Origin of the sequence: Candidatus Devosia phytovorans, assembly GCA_029202405.1 — a bacterium.
GTDB lineage: Bacteria > Pseudomonadota > Alphaproteobacteria > Rhizobiales > Devosiaceae > Devosia > Devosia phytovorans.
The window spans coordinates 1,120,816-1,136,048 of the sequence record CP119312.1 but is presented as its reverse complement, the minus strand read 5'-3'; the positions used below and the strand labels follow the sequence as shown (position 1 = coordinate 1,136,048).

Below are 15,233 nucleotides of genomic sequence, written 5' to 3'. Positions count from 1 at the left end.
GCCTTCGTTGCTGGTCCTGCGCTGCCGCATGAACTCTCTGAAACCTGCTTCGTATGTTTGGTTGAAGGTGATCGTCAGAACGATGCCCTCCGCCTTGTGGAGCCTTCTGAGGTGGTCCTCCGGGTCCGGTAGCTGCACGCCTTCATCGATGAGTCGCTGGAGGTTGTCCCGGTGCCGTATGGCCTCCTTCAATTGATCGGATAGGGAGACCTTCACTGGCGCCTCTGGTCGAGGGCGCTGCGGCCTGGAGGGGGATCGCCCATCCACCGGGCAAAGGTGCTCTGGTGAACGCTGACAGTCGGGATCAGCGATTTCGCTGCCTCGAACGCCTTGGCACCCTCACCGCCTTTGAACTTGGCCAAGCCCATGTTGTTGGCCTTTCCAGCTACCGACAGCGGGCTTCGGCCGATTATCTCGGAGATTTCGTCATAGGACAGGCCTTCCTTGATCAGCTTCTCCAACTGCAGGCAGTCGGCTTCAGTCCATGGTCGAGATCCCACCTTCATGCTGCGTGCCTTTCGACAATCTCAGACGGAGCTCGACAGCCAGGCTCGCCAGGCTTGGGGCCCCAGCCGTGCGGCCAGAGTCCCTGATCGCGATATGCGTTCAGACGCGCGTTCCAATCGATGTTCGGCTGCTGCGGCTTGGCAGGGATGGCCTGCTTCTCGGCCTGGCGCTGAACGATGATGGTGACGAAATACGACCAACTGCGGCGTGACGGATCGGCCTTTTCCCGGATGACCGGCAGAACATCCGCATCGAGATCGTAGCCCTTGGCCAGGAGGTCGACGATCGGCTGAATACCCATCGCCAAGGCCTGATGGCAGTTGCCACGAGACGAGGCAGCGTCGAGAAGCTGGTCATACAAGAACTTGGGCGCGTCTTGCTGCGCAGCAGCTATCTGGCTTCTGGCTTCTGGCTTCTGGATAGCATTGCTGTCGCTTTGCGCCTGCATTGCATCCGCATAGGTCGAGGCCTTGTTTTTGTTGCTCTTTTTTGACCATCTGGCAGTGGCTGCATTTACGGCTGCCTCTGATTTTTCGGTGCGATATTCGCTCTCCTCTCCGACCCTTTTGTTCCATAGTCCTGCTTCGGTGCGACTGATCTTGCCCTCGTCGATCAGCGTTTCGAGAGTGCGTTTGAACGTCGCAACTGGGGCGCCACACAGCCGAGCAAGCCGAGAGTGGTCCTCCGGGATTGGTTCGCGACGCTCGTACATCGTCGCGACCAGCGTGATATAGATTCCGGTTTCGGCCGCGCTCATGCCGCGCGTGCCGGCCAGCCAGTCAGATGGGAAAAAGCGGACCCAGGGCATGTCAGTCATAGGTTGTCCCTGATGCTGGAGTGAGCGATCGAGCACCACAGCTTGCAGTCTGCCGTGTCACCGCTGCGGTTCTTGCGGATAAGGAATTCGATGGACCATCTGGCATCGATCAGAGCCATGGGGTCGGCATCGGCATTCTGAGCGAGGTAGTATTCCTCGCGGTACAGAAACCCGATCACATGGGCGTCCTGCTCGATTTCGCCTGACCATCGCAGGTCGGACATGATCGGACGCTTGTCGTCGCGCTTCTCGACCTCGCGCGACAACTGACAGAGAAGCACGACGCAGCAGTCGAGTTCTTTGGCCAGCGCACGCGCCCTGCCCGACACTTCGCCTGCTTCAGCTACCTTATTGCCGGCGTAGCGGTTCGAAGGCGTCACAAGGCCCATATGGTCTATCCAGATGACGCCGAGGCGAACGCCCTGGCTTTCCATCTCGGACTTCAGCCGGCGGGCCTTGGCGGCAATCTCTGCGAAGGTCAGGCGGGCGCTGTCGTCGATATGCATCGGCACCTTATGCAGGCGCTCGTATGCCTCGCCGATCTGGTCATCCATGCCTTTCCAGTTGCCGCGCAGGAGGTCGCCGAAGCCGGGCGCCTTCGCCACGTTCATCTCATCGGCGGCCATGCGGGCGAAGATTTCCTGCCGGGTCATCTCCAGCGAGAAGATCGCTACGCCTACGCCGCTCAGGGCCGTGCAGCGGGCCGAGGAGCACATGAAGGCGGACTTGCCCATGCCGGGCCGACCAGCGACCACATAGAGCTGTCCACGACGATATCCATTGAGCTTGTCGTCGAGAACGCGCAGCCCAGTCGTGTCGCCCTTGAGCAGGTCAGGGTTTCGGATGTCTTCGAAATACTGGCGGCCGGCTTCGCCCAGACTGGCGCCGCTCTTCTCGGCCTGCACTTCCATGACGACGTCGAGCTCGCTGAGGCAGTTGCTAGCCACCTCATAGGGGTCAGCATGCTGGAGCTTCGACTGTTCGACTGCCAGATGACCCATTTCGGTAAGCGTCCGGCGCAGCCAGCGATCCTTGAGCGTCTGCAGCAGACCACCGACCATGCGCACAGGCAACGCGGCGGCCACCAGGCGGGCATAGAATGCGCCGCGTGTCACGCCGGCGATTTCTGTCGGCATCGTCGCGATCATCACGGTTGCGCTCGGCTTATGCCCAGCCTCGACCAGCTCGACACCCTTCTCGAAGATGAAGCGCAAGATCGGCTCGCTGAACCACTCTGGCTTGACCAAGCCAGTAGCATGCTCGAGCGCACCGTCATTCTCCAGCAGCGTGCCAAGCAGCGTCAGCTCGACGTCGACTTCCTGAAGCGGAACAAAGGTTGCGGGCGCGTTCATGGATACACCGCCCGGAAGGCGTCGAGCCATGCCGCCCAGGCGCGGCCAGCGGCCATGCCATCCTCCATGGAGAGTGACTTCTCGCACCGCGCGCGAGCTTCCACATAGGCATCCCACAGGGTCTGCAGGTTCTCGCTCTTCTTGCGCTGCACGACGTCGAGGAAAACAATCTCACCCATGGCTGTCGTCTTTCGGCTGCGAGCCAAGTTCCACCAGCTTCCGAACTCGGCCGAGCTTGCGTAGGGCGTGAATGACCGTGGTGTGGTCGCGCGTAAAGTGCAGACCGATGTTCATCTTGTTGGCCTGGGTATGCTCGAAGGTCAGCGCCATGGCCTCGTGGCGGGCAGCGATGAGGTGCCGACTGCGGCAATGGCCGAGGATGTCCCGCTGCATCACGCCATGCTTGAGCGCCACCAGCGACAGCAGGAACCGCCAAGACGGCTGCGCCAGCATGTTCACTGCCTTGTGGTGGGGGAGGAAATGTTCCTCGGGGAGGTACTTCATGCTGATGCTCCGAACAGTTCGTGCTGCCGGGCGTCTTTTCGGTCGAGCATGCGCAGGACGGTCTCGCCCTGGTGCTTCTTGTCCCAGACGAACCAGGCGTTGAGCATTGGCGGAGCGCCCTGCCCGGTGAAATCGATCTTCCAGCGCATCAGGTAGACGCGCGCCGGCGGATGGGCGGCGTAGAAGGGCGCGAGGCCGCCGGCGCCAGGCCAGCCCCAGTTCATCAGCAGGGCCATGTAATCGACTTCGAGGACATCGAGAGCATGCTTCAGCCAACGAGCCTTGCCGTTGCCCCATCCGCATTCTGAGAACGGGGGGTTGGTGACGATAGCCTTTGGGCCGGACGTAAACTCGTAGAAGTCCGTGATGTCGGCACCGCAGCCGCGGTCGACCAAGTCGCTGCGAACGACGGCTAGCCCCAGCGCCTCCATCTCGCGCACCATTGCTCCGTCACCACAGGCGGGCTCCCAGACGAGAGGGAAATCTCGCAGCCGATTGATCTCGGCATGGAGCAGCGCTCGCGTCGGCTCGGGCGGGGTCGGATAGAAGTCGTTAGCCTCACGCTCCAGTCCCTCATCGGACTTGGCCAGAGAACCATCCAGCATCTGGACGACGACAGGCTTGCTCTTCTTGCCGGTAGCGCGGAATAGGCCGCGTGCAGATGCTGCAGTCATGCCCGCCCCGCGATCATATCGAGCCAGTAGGCGACAGGGCGCCGATCCGACTTCACAGCCTTGACCAGAGCGGACAGAGTTTCTGCCCTGCGATGTTCGGCAAGGATTTTCGCACCGGTCTCGCCCTTACGTGGAGCGTGGTGACTGGTGAGTTCGGGCATGGTTTCGATCTTGAGACCCATGGCTATGCTGCCTCCGCCATATCGAGCAGGCCGAATTCAACCAGCGTCCGGATAGCCTCTGCCATCGAGCATCCTTCGCTCACGGCAATGCTGCGGACCTGGGCAAATGTCTCAGGGTCGAAGCCAACAGAGATCTGCTTCATTCCCTTGAAGTCAGTTCCGACGCCGGGGTTCTTGATGCGGTAGGTCATGGTCAGGACCCGAAGAAGCCGCCAGCCGTCAAGACGAACACGCCCAGCGCAGCCATCGTGATGGAGACAGGAAAGCTGTGATGGCCAGTGCGCCGGTCACCGTGGAGGAAAGCTGCGCTGACCACGCTGAAAACGTAGATGATCGCAAACGTCCACTGCGGCCACGACCAGACTGACATGTCGAAATCGAGATACATTCAGAACTCCAGTTCGATCGCCGGCGGAGGAGGCTTAGGACGCCCCTGCCCCTTCGGCTTGTTTCCTAGGTGGAACTGTCCGCAGTGCGGGCAGCGGTAGATTTGGAGGCGTTCGGAGTGTGACTGCTGCAGTCGGGCTTCGCGCCAGGAGGAGTAGGGCTTCTTGCCCTCACACTGCGCTGCCTTCGGCTCCGTTCGCTGCTTCATTCCTCATCGTCCTCAAGCATCCTCGCGGCGACGCGCAGGGCTTGGGCTTTCGCCAGCACGGCGCCGCAGTGCTCCGCCTGTTTCCCTGCCCTCTGCCGCCAGCGTTTCGCGAGCCAGCGCCGAGACCAGGAAGGCAACCTGTGCCTCCAGCTCAGCAAGGCGTTCCGCAACGGCCCGATCTGCGTCTGCATTGGCCTCCTCCTTCTGCCCGATGAGGGCTGTGATTTTGGCTTTCTCGTCCGCTCGCAGACGGGCTGTCTGCTCGGCTTCGTAGATGGATTTGATGCGGCGATCAGACAGCCCCAGCAGCGACGCCAGGCGGGCCTTCCGCCATTTGTGGTTCATTGCCGGCCACTTACGGCCCGCGAACGCACGAAGGTCATCGGCAAGAACAGCGGTCATTTCACGCGGCTCCGACTTGTCCCAAATTCCCAATTATTTGTCCTCGCTTGCTGGCATTCTTTGAACCAGCACGAGAGGACGGATTGGAAAGGACGTGATTGAGATGGATCGACCGGTCAGCGACGAATTGAGAGCATTGCTGGGCCGGCAGGGTATGCGCGGAAAGACGGCGGGAACCGGCAATCCGTGCGAGATGAAAAGGGCGGGCGGCCACGCCGACCCGCGAGTTGCGACGACGACTGTCCAAGCCGGCGTCGATTGGATGAGATGGGCGAACGACCTGCTCGATGACGGGGCAGAAATCGAAGATCATTCGCCCGCGGGCGGGGAGGAGCGCCCGGTTCGTAAGCCGAGGGTGCGCATCGTTCGAGCGATGCCCTTCTTGGCGATAATTGATGGCGGGCTTCGCTGACATCAGATCAGCCCCGAAGCCGCACGAGCAGCCGCCTGCATGAATTCCCACGCGGACCAGACAATCAGCCATGAGCCAATTGCAGCAGCCATCAGCCAAAGGCCGGGTGGCGAAAAGTCGTACGCGCCGGGACGATGACCACGAGCATCACGGTAAAGCGGCTTCATCAGACAGGCTCCATCCAAAGTTCGAATGCGCGGTAGATGTCGTCCTTGCGGCTGGGCTCCTGGCGGGCGAGGTTGGCAGCGATCTTCCGCTTCTGGTCGTCGGTGAGGATGCGGCCTTCGACGTTGAGCTTGATGATGTCGGTCAGGATATCGCTGCCGTCGTACTGGACGACGGGATAGGCCACCGGCGATCCGTCGAGCTCGGTCATGTTGCGCACCGCCATGTACCGGGCCCAGCCATCGAGGATGACCTTGCCCTTCTTGACGATCGGAGCGGCGTTGGCCTTCTCCAGATCATCGGCAATGACTGTCAGGTCCTGGCCCATGGTCCCGAAGGCCTTGGAGATAGCGCCACGCTCTACGCCTTCAGGCGGAGTGGTTTCCCAGACTATGACGCCTGGCTCTGCGTAAACGGTTGGCGGCAAGGGCCTAGCCGCCTCTCCCTCTCGGGTCGCTTGTTGCTGCAAACTTTGGGCCAAGCCGCCCAGGACCGATACGCAGCTCCGGTCGTCGTTCGCCGTTTCCGGCTGATTTATTTCGGCGGGAGGCTGATCGGCTCCGTCGAGCGTCTCAGGCAGTGCCCCGCCGGGAAGAATGTCGCCAGACTCGCTGAGAGGGGCCGTCGCGCCCTCCACACTGGCCCCGTATACTTCCATGGGCGCTTCGTTCGAAGCCGGACTGTTGGCTTCGAATTGGGTTGCGACCTGACTCTGATCGTAAGCAGGGGCTTGGGTCAGGTCGCTGCCAGCCTGGGGAGCAGACTGGATTGGGGCCTCCCCGCTGCTGCCTACATCATCAACCGGCGTGGAACGCTGGGCTTCGGCAGCAGCAGGGATAGTCTGAGCACTTTGCATATTCTGCAAATTGCTCTTGTTCTTGAGATGGGTGGGGTCGACGATCGACATGGCCGGATTGGCGCGGAGCGCGGCCAGAGCGTCATTGCGATCTTCGTTTTCCGTCTCCCGCGCTGCGCGGCTGCGCGTAGCAGGAACCGTGCCAACCTTGGCACCACGCCCGCGAAGAAGGCTGTTCACATAGAGATCGACCACCGCGTTGTGCTCTTGCACATCGGCGTCATCGACCTTGGCGACATCACGGAAAGCAGCGCGCAGTGCCTTACCATCAAAGCCCTGATTTTTCAGCTCGGAGAAGAGCTCCTTCAGGTCGTCGCTGATGGCTTGCTTCTCGCCTTCAAGGCGCTGCCACCGGTCAAAGCCGTTTCGGAGGATGTCGTCAGCTACACTGTCATCAGCCATGGCTTATGCCCTCCCCACGATGGAAATGGACTGGGCGCGGCTTGCTCCAAGGCTTATGGCGCCGCGGTCGGCCAGCGCATGCACCAGTCGATGCACATTGCCCTTGCTGACCAAGCCAAGATCCTTGGCGATCTGGCTGTAGGCCGGCGAGCTATTCGGATGCTCGACCTGATACTTCTCGATGTAGTCCAAGACTTCGGCCTGCCTTGTCGTGAGGCCCATGCGGCGCGCACGCAGTGGATCGACCTCCATCAGGATGCGCGAGACGAAAACGATATCGTCCTGTTCATCGCGATACCGGTCACAAAGGATCGCAGCGCGCTCGTAGACGTCTTCTGGGATATCGGCTGGGCGGGTCATGCTGCCACCTTCGTCTTGGGGCGATCGACACCCTTCGGCCAAGGCTTTCCAGCCGGCCAATTATCGGAGAACCAGAGCATGGCTCGCTCAAACACCCTGACTGTGGGGCTCAGTGCGCCTGCTGCGAAGTCGTCGAGGCGGTTGCCTTGATTGAGCGCCAGTGTGGAGACGCGCTTACGGCCGCGATTGGTGTGCTGGCCGTAGGCATCGGCGACTGTGATGAGCTGTGTTCTCAGGTCCATGCCGACATTGTATGCGGCAGTTGTGCCGCATGGTCAAGCAAAAACTGCGGCACTCTTGCCGCTATGTCAAAATCACAAAGGCGGCAAGAATGCCGCACATGACGACGCCCTATGAGCGCATCCGCGCACGCATCGATGAACTGCACCCAGGCACGAGCGATCGGGCGGCTTCTTTGGCCGCCACCGACGGGCGTAACCCCGACCTATTGCGGACAATGAAGCAGGGTCGATCTGCCTTTCCTCGAGGCGACAACTTGCAGGGGCTAGCCGACTACCTTCGCTGGCCGGTTGACGCCTTGACCGGAGAGCATGACGAGGGAGCTATCCGCGAGCTTCAGCGCGTTCCAATTGATGAGCATTGGCAGCCCACCGCCGAGGCCGACGGCCAGGGTTACAACCGCGACACCTATGAGCCACAGATACCCGGCGCAATTCCCGAGCTAGACGCGAAGGCCGGCGCCGGCGAAGGCGCTGTCGGTGAAGTCATGGTCCTGCCAATGGGCAATGGCACGATCTCAGCACACAAGATCCTGGACGAGTGGCGCATCCCGCCGGCGTATCTGCGCGAGGCAGTCGCCAATCCTGACCGGGCGATCGTCCTGGGCATCCAAGGCGACAGCATGATGCCAAACTATGCGCCAGGCGATCGAGTAATCATCGACCTGACAGAGCACGAGCTGCGTGCGGACGGTGTCTATCTGATCAGTGACGGCTATTCAGAGCCGCAGATCAAGCGGCTGCAGCGGATCATGTTCTCGGTTCCACCGCGATGTAAGATCATTAGCGATAACCCGACCTATGGGGCCCAAGAAGTTGACGTCGATGCTCTCAAGATTCTTGGAAAGGTCGCTGCATATGTGGGGCGGAGATGACGCGGTCCGAGAAACTAGAAGACCGTAGGGAGATCGCGGCCCGGTCGTTGTGTCGACTGGACGGGCATCCAGAAGACATCAAGTTCGAAGGTAGGCCTATGTGGGAGAGCTATCTTCCTGAAGCGGATGCAGTGCTGGCTGCGGTCGAGCGGAAAGACGGCGAACGCTGATGCCGATTGAAGTCTCTCAGCTTTCCATCGATCGTCTGGACTTCGTTTCGGTTCTTCTGGCGATCATCGCCGTGCTTTTTGCACTGGGTGTGTTTCCTCTCTTTGCCTTTCTTCGCTACCGCGCGGAAACGGTCGCGCGTGAGGCGGTCAAGGCAGAGCTTGAAGCCTTCATGGCTGACTTGGAAAAGCAGGCAATTTCGCGTATAGAATCCATGTTGCCGGAACTAATACGGGAGTATGTGCCGTTCGTTCGTGACAACGCGGTTGACGGCGATCTAGCCAACGATATCGCCGGGGCCCAGGAGGTCAAAGCCGATGCTGCTGATACACGCGATACAACGAGCCCAAGAACAGGCGCCGGTGGACGTTCACGGCCTCGCCCGCGAGCTAGGCGTTAAAGTCCATGAGGCTTGGCTTGATAAAGAAGTTTCAGGCGAACTTGTGCCATTGGGCAATGGGGGGTTTCAAGCGAACCTGAACGCTAACCACACTCCGCAACGCCGGCGCTTCACACTCGCTCATGAACTTGGCCATTTCGTTCATCATCGGCACCTAATAGGTACTGGCATTGGTGATGATCGAGCATATCGCAGCACGGGAGCGGGCCGATACCACAACACAGCGATCGGGCCGCGAGAGGAAACGGAGGCCAACAAGTTTGCATCGAACTTGCTCATGCCCCAGCATTTGATTGATACGCTGATTGACCAAGGCTTCACCTCCCCAGAAGACCTGGCGCATGAACTGGACGTTTCCGTGCCAGCTATGAGGGTGCGAATGGGCCTGCCAGCGCGAGCTGTAGCCCCTATAGCGCAGTGACAACGAAGCGAAAGCACTACCCAACTGCCAATCAGGCGCAGTAAAGCCTCAGTGCATCGCTTGCGGCAACTGCTCAGCGTGGCTGATGGCGCGCAGTAGATCCGGGATAACCAGCGGATCAAGTGGCCGGGATAGGATCACCTCGGCGCTATCCCCTTCCTCCCCGACGCTGCCGACGACGGGGATGATGTCGAAGTCGTCGTCATCAGCCATACCGCCCTCGAACGCCTCTAGGGCATCGAACTCGTAGTGCGGGTACTCGCGCCTTAGAGCGTCCATGATCGCTTTCTTCTCGTCATAGCTGGCCGCCATAAGCCTGGTTGGGAAGACCACCACGAAGTGCGTCACATCGCGCATTCTGTTCTCCTTATGTTCTAACAGCCATTAACGACTCAGAACGACCCGAGAGTCGATAGGGAAATTTCCGTCGCATTCGACCTTTGTGCCGCACACGGCAATAGTGCCGCATTTTATGCTTGACGCGGCACAAGTGCCGCACTACCTTCATTCCATCAGATCACCGAGGCGATCGCCTCTATCGATGGAGTTAAGCATGTCAAAAGCTGTCACCCTTGGAGCAACCTACAGCGACCGGATCACCGGCTTCACCGGCGTCTGCACCGGGCTTTGCCAATATATCAGTGGGTGCAATCAGGCTCTTCTGACGCCCAAGATCAATGCCGATGGCTCCAGCAAGGAAGCCCATTGGTATGACGAGCAGCGTCTGAAACTGGTCGAAGATGTCGAGGTCGTCGTGCTCGACAATGGCGCCACTCCTGGTTTCGACAAGGCTGCTCCCAAGCGCTGATCCTTCATAGCCAGCATCCGCTGTGGTGCTGGTCGATGAAAGATCATTTCCACGAAGGGACGGCGGGCTCGAAGCTGCGAAGCCAGGGATGCGGATAATGCACCCGCCGATTTCATTGATGACTAGAACTGCAAAGCTCGCTCGGGTGCCCGTTGGCGCCGATCCTCAGACCTATCGGCCAGGCATCAAGAAAGAACGGATGTCTTACAATGAGATGCTGCAGGCTCGCATCGACAAGCTGTCGCCCGAGGAGAAGGAGCGGGAGCGCCAAAGCCGCAAGGCCTATGAGAGCATCGCCGCACAGTGGCAGAAGGACTTTGACGAGCTTGGTCCTGTGCGTGCCGGAGAGCTCAAGCAGCAGCGCATGGACGCCATGGCAGTCCATCCCATCGTCGCAGACTTCAATGCCCGAGTGGCTGTCGAAGGCGATACCGACTTGAACCATGACAATCTGGAGGGGTGAGATGAACCTCGTTTCCTTGGATGACTGCCCGCCTGGGCTGTTCTGGTTCGATGGGTCGCTCTGCTTCAAGAGCGAGTATTCCCAGCTGCGCGGCACGCCTGATAATCGCCTCATGCAGTGCGACGCCTATGTCGTGGCTTCGGGAGAGTATTTCTGGGGAGGCACGAGCGACGTGGCTGCCCGCTCCGAGCTCATGGTCCAGCCGATCCACTTCGAGACGGCCACCGCCGCTATTGCTGGTGAAGAGCTATGAGCCGCGTCCGCACCTCGCCCTTGGATCGCGCCTATCGGCACCTCGTCATGGAGCAAATCCAAAAGCTCAAGCTCCGCCGCTCGGAGAAGCTGCGCGACATGGATGCCGAAATCGAACGCCTCCAAACCATGCTCGACACGGGCTTGGTACCTCAGACCTGCGGAGCATGATGATGAACCCCGCCCTTGAAGTCACCCTCTCCCTCACTTGGTTTGCGCTGGTTTTGGCTTTGGCGACGTGGCTTCGCTCCGATACGCCTATGCCGTCATGGTGGGGGTTCTGATGGAAGATCCCATGCCCATCAATCTCGCTACCCCGGAGGAAATTCGGGCAAGCGGCTGGCAAGCCGAGTGTCGTGACACCGACGGTCACCTGACCCGAACCCATGCGCCATTCGCCACCGACGAGGATATCGTTTGGCTGGTGCGCGAAGCACTCGAGCATGGCGACACCATCACCATCTGGCCGGTGACGCCATGACCTATCACCTGTTTTCCGAAGTTAGCACCACCGCCAAGAAACCGCATGTCTGCGTCTGGTGCTGCTGGCGCATCCTTCCCGGCTCCACCTACGTGCGGGAGCGATCGGTCTATGACGGCTCGTGGCAGAATTTTGCCTGGCATGAGGCGTGCCGCGCCGACGCGATCGAGTGGTTCAATGAGACCCGCGAAGAAGAATTCAGCTCGGGGCACGAGATGCCTTGGCACGCCCTCTACCAGATCGAGGCCGCAGCATGATCACCACCCATCAAATCGGCTCCGGTCGCCCGCTGTTCGAACTGCCGAAAGGCCGTTTCTTCGAAGCGATGACGCAACGTCTCACCCTCACCCGTATGGGGAATGGATGGGTGGAGGTTTCGCCACCGCCTTATGACCGGGATATTCGGAAGGAAGCAGCATAATGCGCTCGGTAAAGGTCAACATCAACGACAGCAGCGTAGGCATCTGGCAGGACTGTGCCGATGACCCGACATTTCGATCCGAGATCTTCCAGCCCCTTCTCCGCCAGTTAAAGCGGAGAGGTTGGCAGGTGTCTGTAGATGCCGATATCAAAAGCCGGTACCCTAGCTTGAGCAAAAACAACCGGATCGTCACTCGTGGCGACTTGGTCGGCTCGGTTGAATTGACCGGCCGCGTTATCAAGGTCGAAGTTTGGGCGACCACCTGGCCGATCGATAACCGCAATGGACCGCGCTACGACTTTCGCAAGCTGAGCCGGATGGCCTACTTGGATAGGCTCCGCGTCCTGCTGGAGCACCGGCGCATTGTCGAGTGGCTTAGGGGCCGCACTGACGTCACTGTCAAAGACCTGAATGCTGGCAGGGTGTGCCGTGGCGCATCAACAGCGCTCAAGTTCATCCACGACGGATATGACGAGAGCTGGCACCGAGATAAGATCGCCGGCCGCCCGCTGCCCGGTCCTTATGTAAGGAATTTCACCAGCGCCGATGGGTTGTCGATTGAGCATGGATCGACGGTTTGGTTCGCTCACACTGACGGCCGCATCCACCGCGGGACTGCCTACTACAACCTGAACAATATGTGGTGGGTGGTGTGCGGGCCATATGTGCTGCGGAATCTTGGCGCTCATGAGCTTTTCTGCAATGCCCCTGCCAATCTGCGGGCCAAGCACAATCAACGCCAGCGACGGCTGAAGCTCGAGGCGGAACTGTCCAGCGCCGTTCGCAGGATGGATTTCGTTCGAGCTGATCAGCTGAAGCGCATTCTGTTCGGCAATGCCGCGCCGTGGATGATCTACGCTCGCGACCACAATGCCTATTACCGGGCAAACTACTCTGGCTATACCACCGACACGATAAGTGCCGGCCGGTACACCCGTGACGAGGCTGAAAAGGAGGCACGCCGTGTGCCCCACGAGCTTGAAATTCACGGGCCCGATGCAGAACGCATTCGGTTCGATCGAGCAGCAGCATGACCTATCGAGTGACCAAGATCATCTGCCCTTCATGCCATGGGAGTGGGAGGAGTTGGCTGTTCGTTCAGATGCAGTGCGGCTGGTGCCAGGGCTCGAAGCGGATGTCTGCGGACGATGCTGAAGCTTGGGCTCAATGGCGTAACTCGCTGGGCCGAGGCGGATATCTCTGCGGAGATCACGACCTCGAAGACGCCCGACGCATGGAAGCCGAAGCAAGAACAGTCTTCGCCCTCCTCCAGCGTCAGCCTACTTGGGAAAGGGAGAAAGCAGCATGACCACCGCGAAAGAATTCTTGGACCGAGTCAACGAGGTTTCAGCAGCTGTTGGCTGGCAGGCCGGCGTCGGCGCCGTTGAGACGGCCGGCTTCATCATATCATGCCTTGCGGCCAGTCCCGAGCAGATCGATCGCTTCATGGCTGAGGGATCTGAATTGATCCTGGACGGCACGATCGCGCCCGAGAACGGCGGGCTGACTTACTTCGCCAGCAATGGGGAATTGGTGTCACCTGCTGATCGGCGCCAGCGGATGGGGAAACAGCAATGAAGAAGCTCACCGACCAAGAGCGCCAGCTTCTGACCTTCGTATCGTCCGCCGGCGGATCCTACTGCCCTGGCTCCGATACCACCGCCCGGATTCCTCGGTATGGTCACAAGTCGCTCAAGCGAATGGCGAAGGACGGATTCCTCTCGATCGAGGATACCGACGATGGCCCTCGCTTCACTCTCACTGGTCTTGGATGCGCAGAGGTCGATCATGCCTAATGGACATTTCGTGCCGGTCTCTGGTCAGTGCTTCACGAGCCACCAGCAGTGGGTGAATAAGGCCTCATCCTGGCTGACGCAGCATCCCCACTATCGAAATACAGAGCACGGCGACGCCAAAGGCTGGCGAGGCTATCACTTCACGGCTCTCTGCTTTGACCAGCAAGGACGGCGGGTTCGCACTGGCCATGACTTCCAGCGCGCCGAGGATGAGCAAGCCTTTCCGGTGTGGTGGATCTGGCCTGATCAGATCGCCCCGTTACTTATGGCTTCGGAGGCGGACAATGCCCCGGCATAACTTCTCCGCCAAGGTCAAACGGCAGGCTCGGGAACGCTCTTGCGGCTTCTGTGAGGCCGTTGGTGCTGTCTATGGGCTTCCGGTCGGCCAGCGCTGCAATGCCTCCCTCGACGGCAAGCGCGTCGAGATAGACCACTATCCAATCCCGGCGACGGACGAAGGCAGCGACGTGCTCGAAAACGCCGTCGCCTGCTGCGTCGACTGCCACCGCTTTAAGACTTCTTCCTATGACGTGCCTATGCAGGCCAAGGGCAAGAGGATGTCTGATCGGCATCAAGGGATCGCATCCCCGAAATCCACCTTGGCTTCACAGCGCCTCGGCGCCGGCAATCAACAAAGGACGGCGACTAGGCCGATCGAGAAATGGAGCATGCTGAAGTGAGTGACCATGAAGAACTTACCACCTGCGAAGGATGCTCGAAGCCGATCCATAACGGCGATCGCTACCACCGCGGCGGAGATGTCGATCTCTGCGAGGAGTGTGCGCCCGACTATCTCGACCTGCTCGTGACGCCCAATAGCTTCACCGACGCCGATGGCGGTCCGCTCACGGCTGAGACGGCGCAAGCTATTTTCGACGAGCACATTGCAGCCGGCGGCAGCGCAGAAGACAAGATGGTGAGTAAGCCATGACAACCACTGAAATCAGCAGCGAGAGGCCTTGGGAGTTTGACCGCTTTATCAACGGCGTGCTGATGGCAGAAGGCGTCACAGTCAAGCACGCCGCCACGGCTCAACAGGCATTCATGAAAGCCGCATCCCTCACCTCAAAAGGTCCGAACAGGGAAATCCCCGTCTTGGTGCTTCGCGATAGACGTGCAGCGGGCGGTGAGGCTGTGGCTTGGACCGACAAGAACGGCATCGAATTTCTTAGCCGTGGCTATGGCATCGACGTGTCTGCCGAACGCGGAACCATGGGGCGCTGTGTCGGGCTCTACCTTCATCCTTCCAATAGCGGGGTGGCGGTGCCGGACATTCAGGCAGCAATTTGTTCAGCGCTTCTCAACTCCTTCCCGATGGCAGACAAGATAGCGGATAACTACGCAGCCGTCGCCGCGAAAGCTGTCGCCGACCTCCACCCCTCTCCAGACACCGGCAAGAGCCAAGACCAAGAAGGCACATGGTCCAATGGTGGGAAGGAATGGACGCCGGCAGTCGCAGAAGTAGTGATCACCGATGAGATGGTGGAGCGTCTTCGCCAGTCTGCTTTCAGTGAAGCAGGGATATGGTGTCCATCAACTGGACAATGCCGAACTATGCTCACCGCCGCTCTCTCTACCAAGAAGGATGCGTGAGATGGCTCCCGACAATCGCATCACTCAGAAGTACATCCGACGCTATCCAGATAGCAGGCGCACTCGCTCTTGGGCGGGAGTTTTGGTC

Annotated in this window: 31 protein-coding genes; 16 read left to right on the top strand and 15 right to left on the bottom strand. The window is 59.9% G+C overall.

All coding sequences use genetic code 11. The annotated features are described in order from the left end of the window. Window positions 1-212: 212 nt before the first annotated feature. The 10 genes from P0Y65_05710 to P0Y65_05665 form a co-directional block, all read right to left on the bottom strand. Entirely contained in the window at window positions 213-506 is a 294-nt protein-coding gene (locus P0Y65_05710; GenBank protein ID WEK05751.1) for a hypothetical protein, read from the bottom strand. Continuing rightward, a complete protein-coding gene (locus tag P0Y65_05705; GenBank protein WEK05750.1) occupies window positions 503-1,324 on the bottom strand; it encodes a DUF1376 domain-containing protein in 822 nt (273 codons plus the stop codon). Before P0Y65_05705 ends, P0Y65_05710 begins: the two co-directional genes overlap by 4 nt. Further along, the gene (locus tag P0Y65_05700) at window positions 1,321-2,676 is read right to left on the bottom strand and encodes a DnaB-like helicase C-terminal domain-containing protein (GenBank protein WEK05749.1); all 1,356 of its coding nucleotides are present in this window, start codon (window positions 2,674-2,676) and stop codon (window positions 1,321-1,323) included. The genes P0Y65_05705 and P0Y65_05700 overlap by 4 nt, the downstream gene beginning before the upstream one ends. Further along, the gene (locus P0Y65_05695; GenBank protein ID WEK05748.1) at window positions 2,673-2,855 is read right to left on the bottom strand and encodes a hypothetical protein; all 183 of its coding nucleotides are present in this window, start codon (window positions 2,853-2,855) and stop codon (window positions 2,673-2,675) included. The genes P0Y65_05700 and P0Y65_05695 overlap by 4 nt, the downstream gene beginning before the upstream one ends. Beyond that, entirely contained in the window at window positions 2,848-3,180 is a 333-nt protein-coding gene (locus P0Y65_05690) for a helix-turn-helix domain-containing protein (protein WEK05747.1), read from the bottom strand. Before P0Y65_05690 ends, P0Y65_05695 begins: the two co-directional genes overlap by 8 nt. Beyond that, window positions 3,177-3,854 (bottom strand): hypothetical protein, encoded by a 678-nt coding sequence (locus tag P0Y65_05685; protein ID WEK05746.1) that lies wholly within the window; start codon window positions 3,852-3,854, stop codon window positions 3,177-3,179. The genes P0Y65_05690 and P0Y65_05685 overlap by 4 nt, the downstream gene beginning before the upstream one ends. Further along, window positions 3,851-4,036 (bottom strand): hypothetical protein, encoded by a 186-nt coding sequence (locus P0Y65_05680; protein WEK05745.1) that lies wholly within the window; start codon window positions 4,034-4,036, stop codon window positions 3,851-3,853. The genes P0Y65_05685 and P0Y65_05680 overlap by 4 nt, the downstream gene beginning before the upstream one ends. 2 nt (window positions 4,037-4,038) lie before the next feature. Next, a complete protein-coding gene (locus tag P0Y65_05675; GenBank protein WEK05744.1) occupies window positions 4,039-4,227 on the bottom strand; it encodes a hypothetical protein in 189 nt (62 codons plus the stop codon). Between the two features lie 2 nt (window positions 4,228-4,229). Beyond that, window positions 4,230-4,424 carry a hypothetical protein gene (locus P0Y65_05670; GenBank protein ID WEK05743.1) on the bottom strand — a complete coding sequence of 65 codons (195 nt, stop codon included), beginning with the start codon at window positions 4,422-4,424 and terminating at the stop codon, window positions 4,230-4,232. A gap of 219 nt (window positions 4,425-4,643) precedes the next feature. After that, window positions 4,644-5,033: a hypothetical protein gene (locus P0Y65_05665; GenBank protein ID WEK05742.1), complete on the bottom strand. Its 390-nt coding sequence runs from the start codon at window positions 5,031-5,033 to the stop codon at window positions 4,644-4,646. 103 nt (window positions 5,034-5,136) lie between these two features. On the opposite strand from P0Y65_05665, the gene P0Y65_05660 reads away from it, so the two are divergent. After that, window positions 5,137-5,445, top strand: a complete 309-nt coding sequence (locus P0Y65_05660) for a hypothetical protein (GenBank protein ID WEK05741.1) — start codon at window positions 5,137-5,139, stop codon at window positions 5,443-5,445. Window positions 5,446-5,447: 2 nt separating this feature from the next. Here P0Y65_05660 and P0Y65_05655 read toward each other — a convergent pair whose 3' ends face one another. Genes P0Y65_05655 through P0Y65_05640 form a run of 4 tightly spaced genes read right to left on the bottom strand, consistent with a single transcriptional unit; the run spans window position 5,448 to window position 7,470 of the window. After that, window positions 5,448-5,612 (bottom strand): hypothetical protein, encoded by a 165-nt coding sequence (locus tag P0Y65_05655; GenBank protein ID WEK05740.1) that lies wholly within the window; start codon window positions 5,610-5,612, stop codon window positions 5,448-5,450. Next, a complete protein-coding gene (locus P0Y65_05650; GenBank protein WEK05739.1) occupies window positions 5,612-6,868 on the bottom strand; it encodes a DUF2312 domain-containing protein in 1,257 nt (418 codons plus the stop codon). The genes P0Y65_05655 and P0Y65_05650 overlap by 1 nt, the downstream gene beginning before the upstream one ends. Before the next feature lie 3 nt (window positions 6,869-6,871). Further along, on the bottom strand, window positions 6,872-7,228 hold the full coding sequence (locus P0Y65_05645; protein ID WEK05738.1) for a hypothetical protein: 357 nt from the start codon (window positions 7,226-7,228) through the stop codon (window positions 6,872-6,874). Then, a complete protein-coding gene (locus P0Y65_05640; protein ID WEK05737.1) occupies window positions 7,225-7,470 on the bottom strand; it encodes a hypothetical protein in 246 nt (81 codons plus the stop codon). The genes P0Y65_05645 and P0Y65_05640 overlap by 4 nt, the downstream gene beginning before the upstream one ends. Before the next feature lie 29 nt (window positions 7,471-7,499). Here P0Y65_05640 and P0Y65_05635 point away from each other — a divergent pair, with 29 nt between their 5' ends. Together P0Y65_05635 and P0Y65_05630 are read left to right on the top strand one after the other, a co-directional pair. Then, window positions 7,500-8,342 (top strand): S24 family peptidase, encoded by an 843-nt coding sequence (locus tag P0Y65_05635; protein ID WEK05736.1) that lies wholly within the window; start codon window positions 7,500-7,502, stop codon window positions 8,340-8,342. A 169-nt stretch (window positions 8,343-8,511) separates the two neighbouring features. After that, window positions 8,512-8,910 (top strand): hypothetical protein, encoded by a 399-nt coding sequence (locus P0Y65_05630; protein WEK05735.1) that lies wholly within the window; start codon window positions 8,512-8,514, stop codon window positions 8,908-8,910. 469 nt (window positions 8,911-9,379) lie between these two features. On the opposite strand, the gene P0Y65_05625 is transcribed toward P0Y65_05630, so the two are convergent. Continuing rightward, on the bottom strand, window positions 9,380-9,688 hold the full coding sequence (locus P0Y65_05625) for a hypothetical protein (GenBank protein WEK05734.1): 309 nt from the start codon (window positions 9,686-9,688) through the stop codon (window positions 9,380-9,382). A gap of 196 nt (window positions 9,689-9,884) precedes the next feature. Between P0Y65_05625 and P0Y65_05620 the strand changes: the two genes are divergently transcribed. From P0Y65_05620 to P0Y65_05560, 13 genes are all read left to right on the top strand, one after another. Further along, window positions 9,885-10,139: a hypothetical protein gene (locus P0Y65_05620; protein WEK05733.1), complete on the top strand. Its 255-nt coding sequence runs from the start codon at window positions 9,885-9,887 to the stop codon at window positions 10,137-10,139. A gap of 97 nt (window positions 10,140-10,236) precedes the next feature. After that, window positions 10,237-10,602, top strand: coding sequence for a hypothetical protein (locus tag P0Y65_05615; protein WEK05732.1), 366 nt, complete (start codon window positions 10,237-10,239; stop codon window positions 10,600-10,602). 1 nt (window position 10,603) lies between these two features. Beyond that, on the top strand, window positions 10,604-10,855 hold the full coding sequence (locus P0Y65_05610) for a hypothetical protein (protein WEK05731.1): 252 nt from the start codon (window positions 10,604-10,606) through the stop codon (window positions 10,853-10,855). Then, entirely contained in the window at window positions 10,852-11,025 is a 174-nt protein-coding gene (locus tag P0Y65_05605) for a hypothetical protein (protein WEK05730.1), read from the top strand. Before P0Y65_05610 ends, P0Y65_05605 begins: the two co-directional genes overlap by 4 nt. 67 nt (window positions 11,026-11,092) lie before the next feature. Then, the gene (locus P0Y65_05600) at window positions 11,093-11,335 is read left to right on the top strand and encodes a hypothetical protein (protein ID WEK05729.1); all 243 of its coding nucleotides are present in this window, start codon (window positions 11,093-11,095) and stop codon (window positions 11,333-11,335) included. Further along, the gene (locus P0Y65_05595; GenBank protein ID WEK05728.1) at window positions 11,332-11,592 is read left to right on the top strand and encodes a hypothetical protein; all 261 of its coding nucleotides are present in this window, start codon (window positions 11,332-11,334) and stop codon (window positions 11,590-11,592) included. Before P0Y65_05600 ends, P0Y65_05595 begins: the two co-directional genes overlap by 4 nt. After that, complete coding sequence (locus tag P0Y65_05590) at window positions 11,589-11,756, top strand: hypothetical protein (protein ID WEK05727.1); 168 nt, start codon at window positions 11,589-11,591, stop codon at window positions 11,754-11,756. Before P0Y65_05595 ends, P0Y65_05590 begins: the two co-directional genes overlap by 4 nt. Next, window positions 11,756-12,790 carry a hypothetical protein gene (locus P0Y65_05585; GenBank protein WEK05726.1) on the top strand — a complete coding sequence of 345 codons (1,035 nt, stop codon included), beginning with the start codon at window positions 11,756-11,758 and terminating at the stop codon, window positions 12,788-12,790. Before P0Y65_05590 ends, P0Y65_05585 begins: the two co-directional genes overlap by 1 nt. A gap of 271 nt (window positions 12,791-13,061) precedes the next feature. Next, window positions 13,062-13,334, top strand: coding sequence for a hypothetical protein (locus P0Y65_05580; GenBank protein WEK05725.1), 273 nt, complete (start codon window positions 13,062-13,064; stop codon window positions 13,332-13,334). Next, the gene (locus P0Y65_05575) at window positions 13,331-13,552 is read left to right on the top strand and encodes a hypothetical protein (GenBank protein ID WEK05724.1); all 222 of its coding nucleotides are present in this window, start codon (window positions 13,331-13,333) and stop codon (window positions 13,550-13,552) included. The genes P0Y65_05580 and P0Y65_05575 overlap by 4 nt, the downstream gene beginning before the upstream one ends. Before the next feature lie 284 nt (window positions 13,553-13,836). Further along, window positions 13,837-14,232, top strand: coding sequence for an HNH endonuclease (locus P0Y65_05570; GenBank protein WEK05723.1), 396 nt, complete (start codon window positions 13,837-13,839; stop codon window positions 14,230-14,232). Further along, window positions 14,229-14,483 carry a hypothetical protein gene (locus P0Y65_05565; GenBank protein ID WEK05722.1) on the top strand — a complete coding sequence of 85 codons (255 nt, stop codon included), beginning with the start codon at window positions 14,229-14,231 and terminating at the stop codon, window positions 14,481-14,483. Before P0Y65_05570 ends, P0Y65_05565 begins: the two co-directional genes overlap by 4 nt. Then, on the top strand, window positions 14,480-15,145 hold the full coding sequence (locus P0Y65_05560; protein ID WEK05721.1) for a hypothetical protein: 666 nt from the start codon (window positions 14,480-14,482) through the stop codon (window positions 15,143-15,145). Before P0Y65_05565 ends, P0Y65_05560 begins: the two co-directional genes overlap by 4 nt. Window positions 15,146-15,233 lie beyond the last annotated feature (88 nt).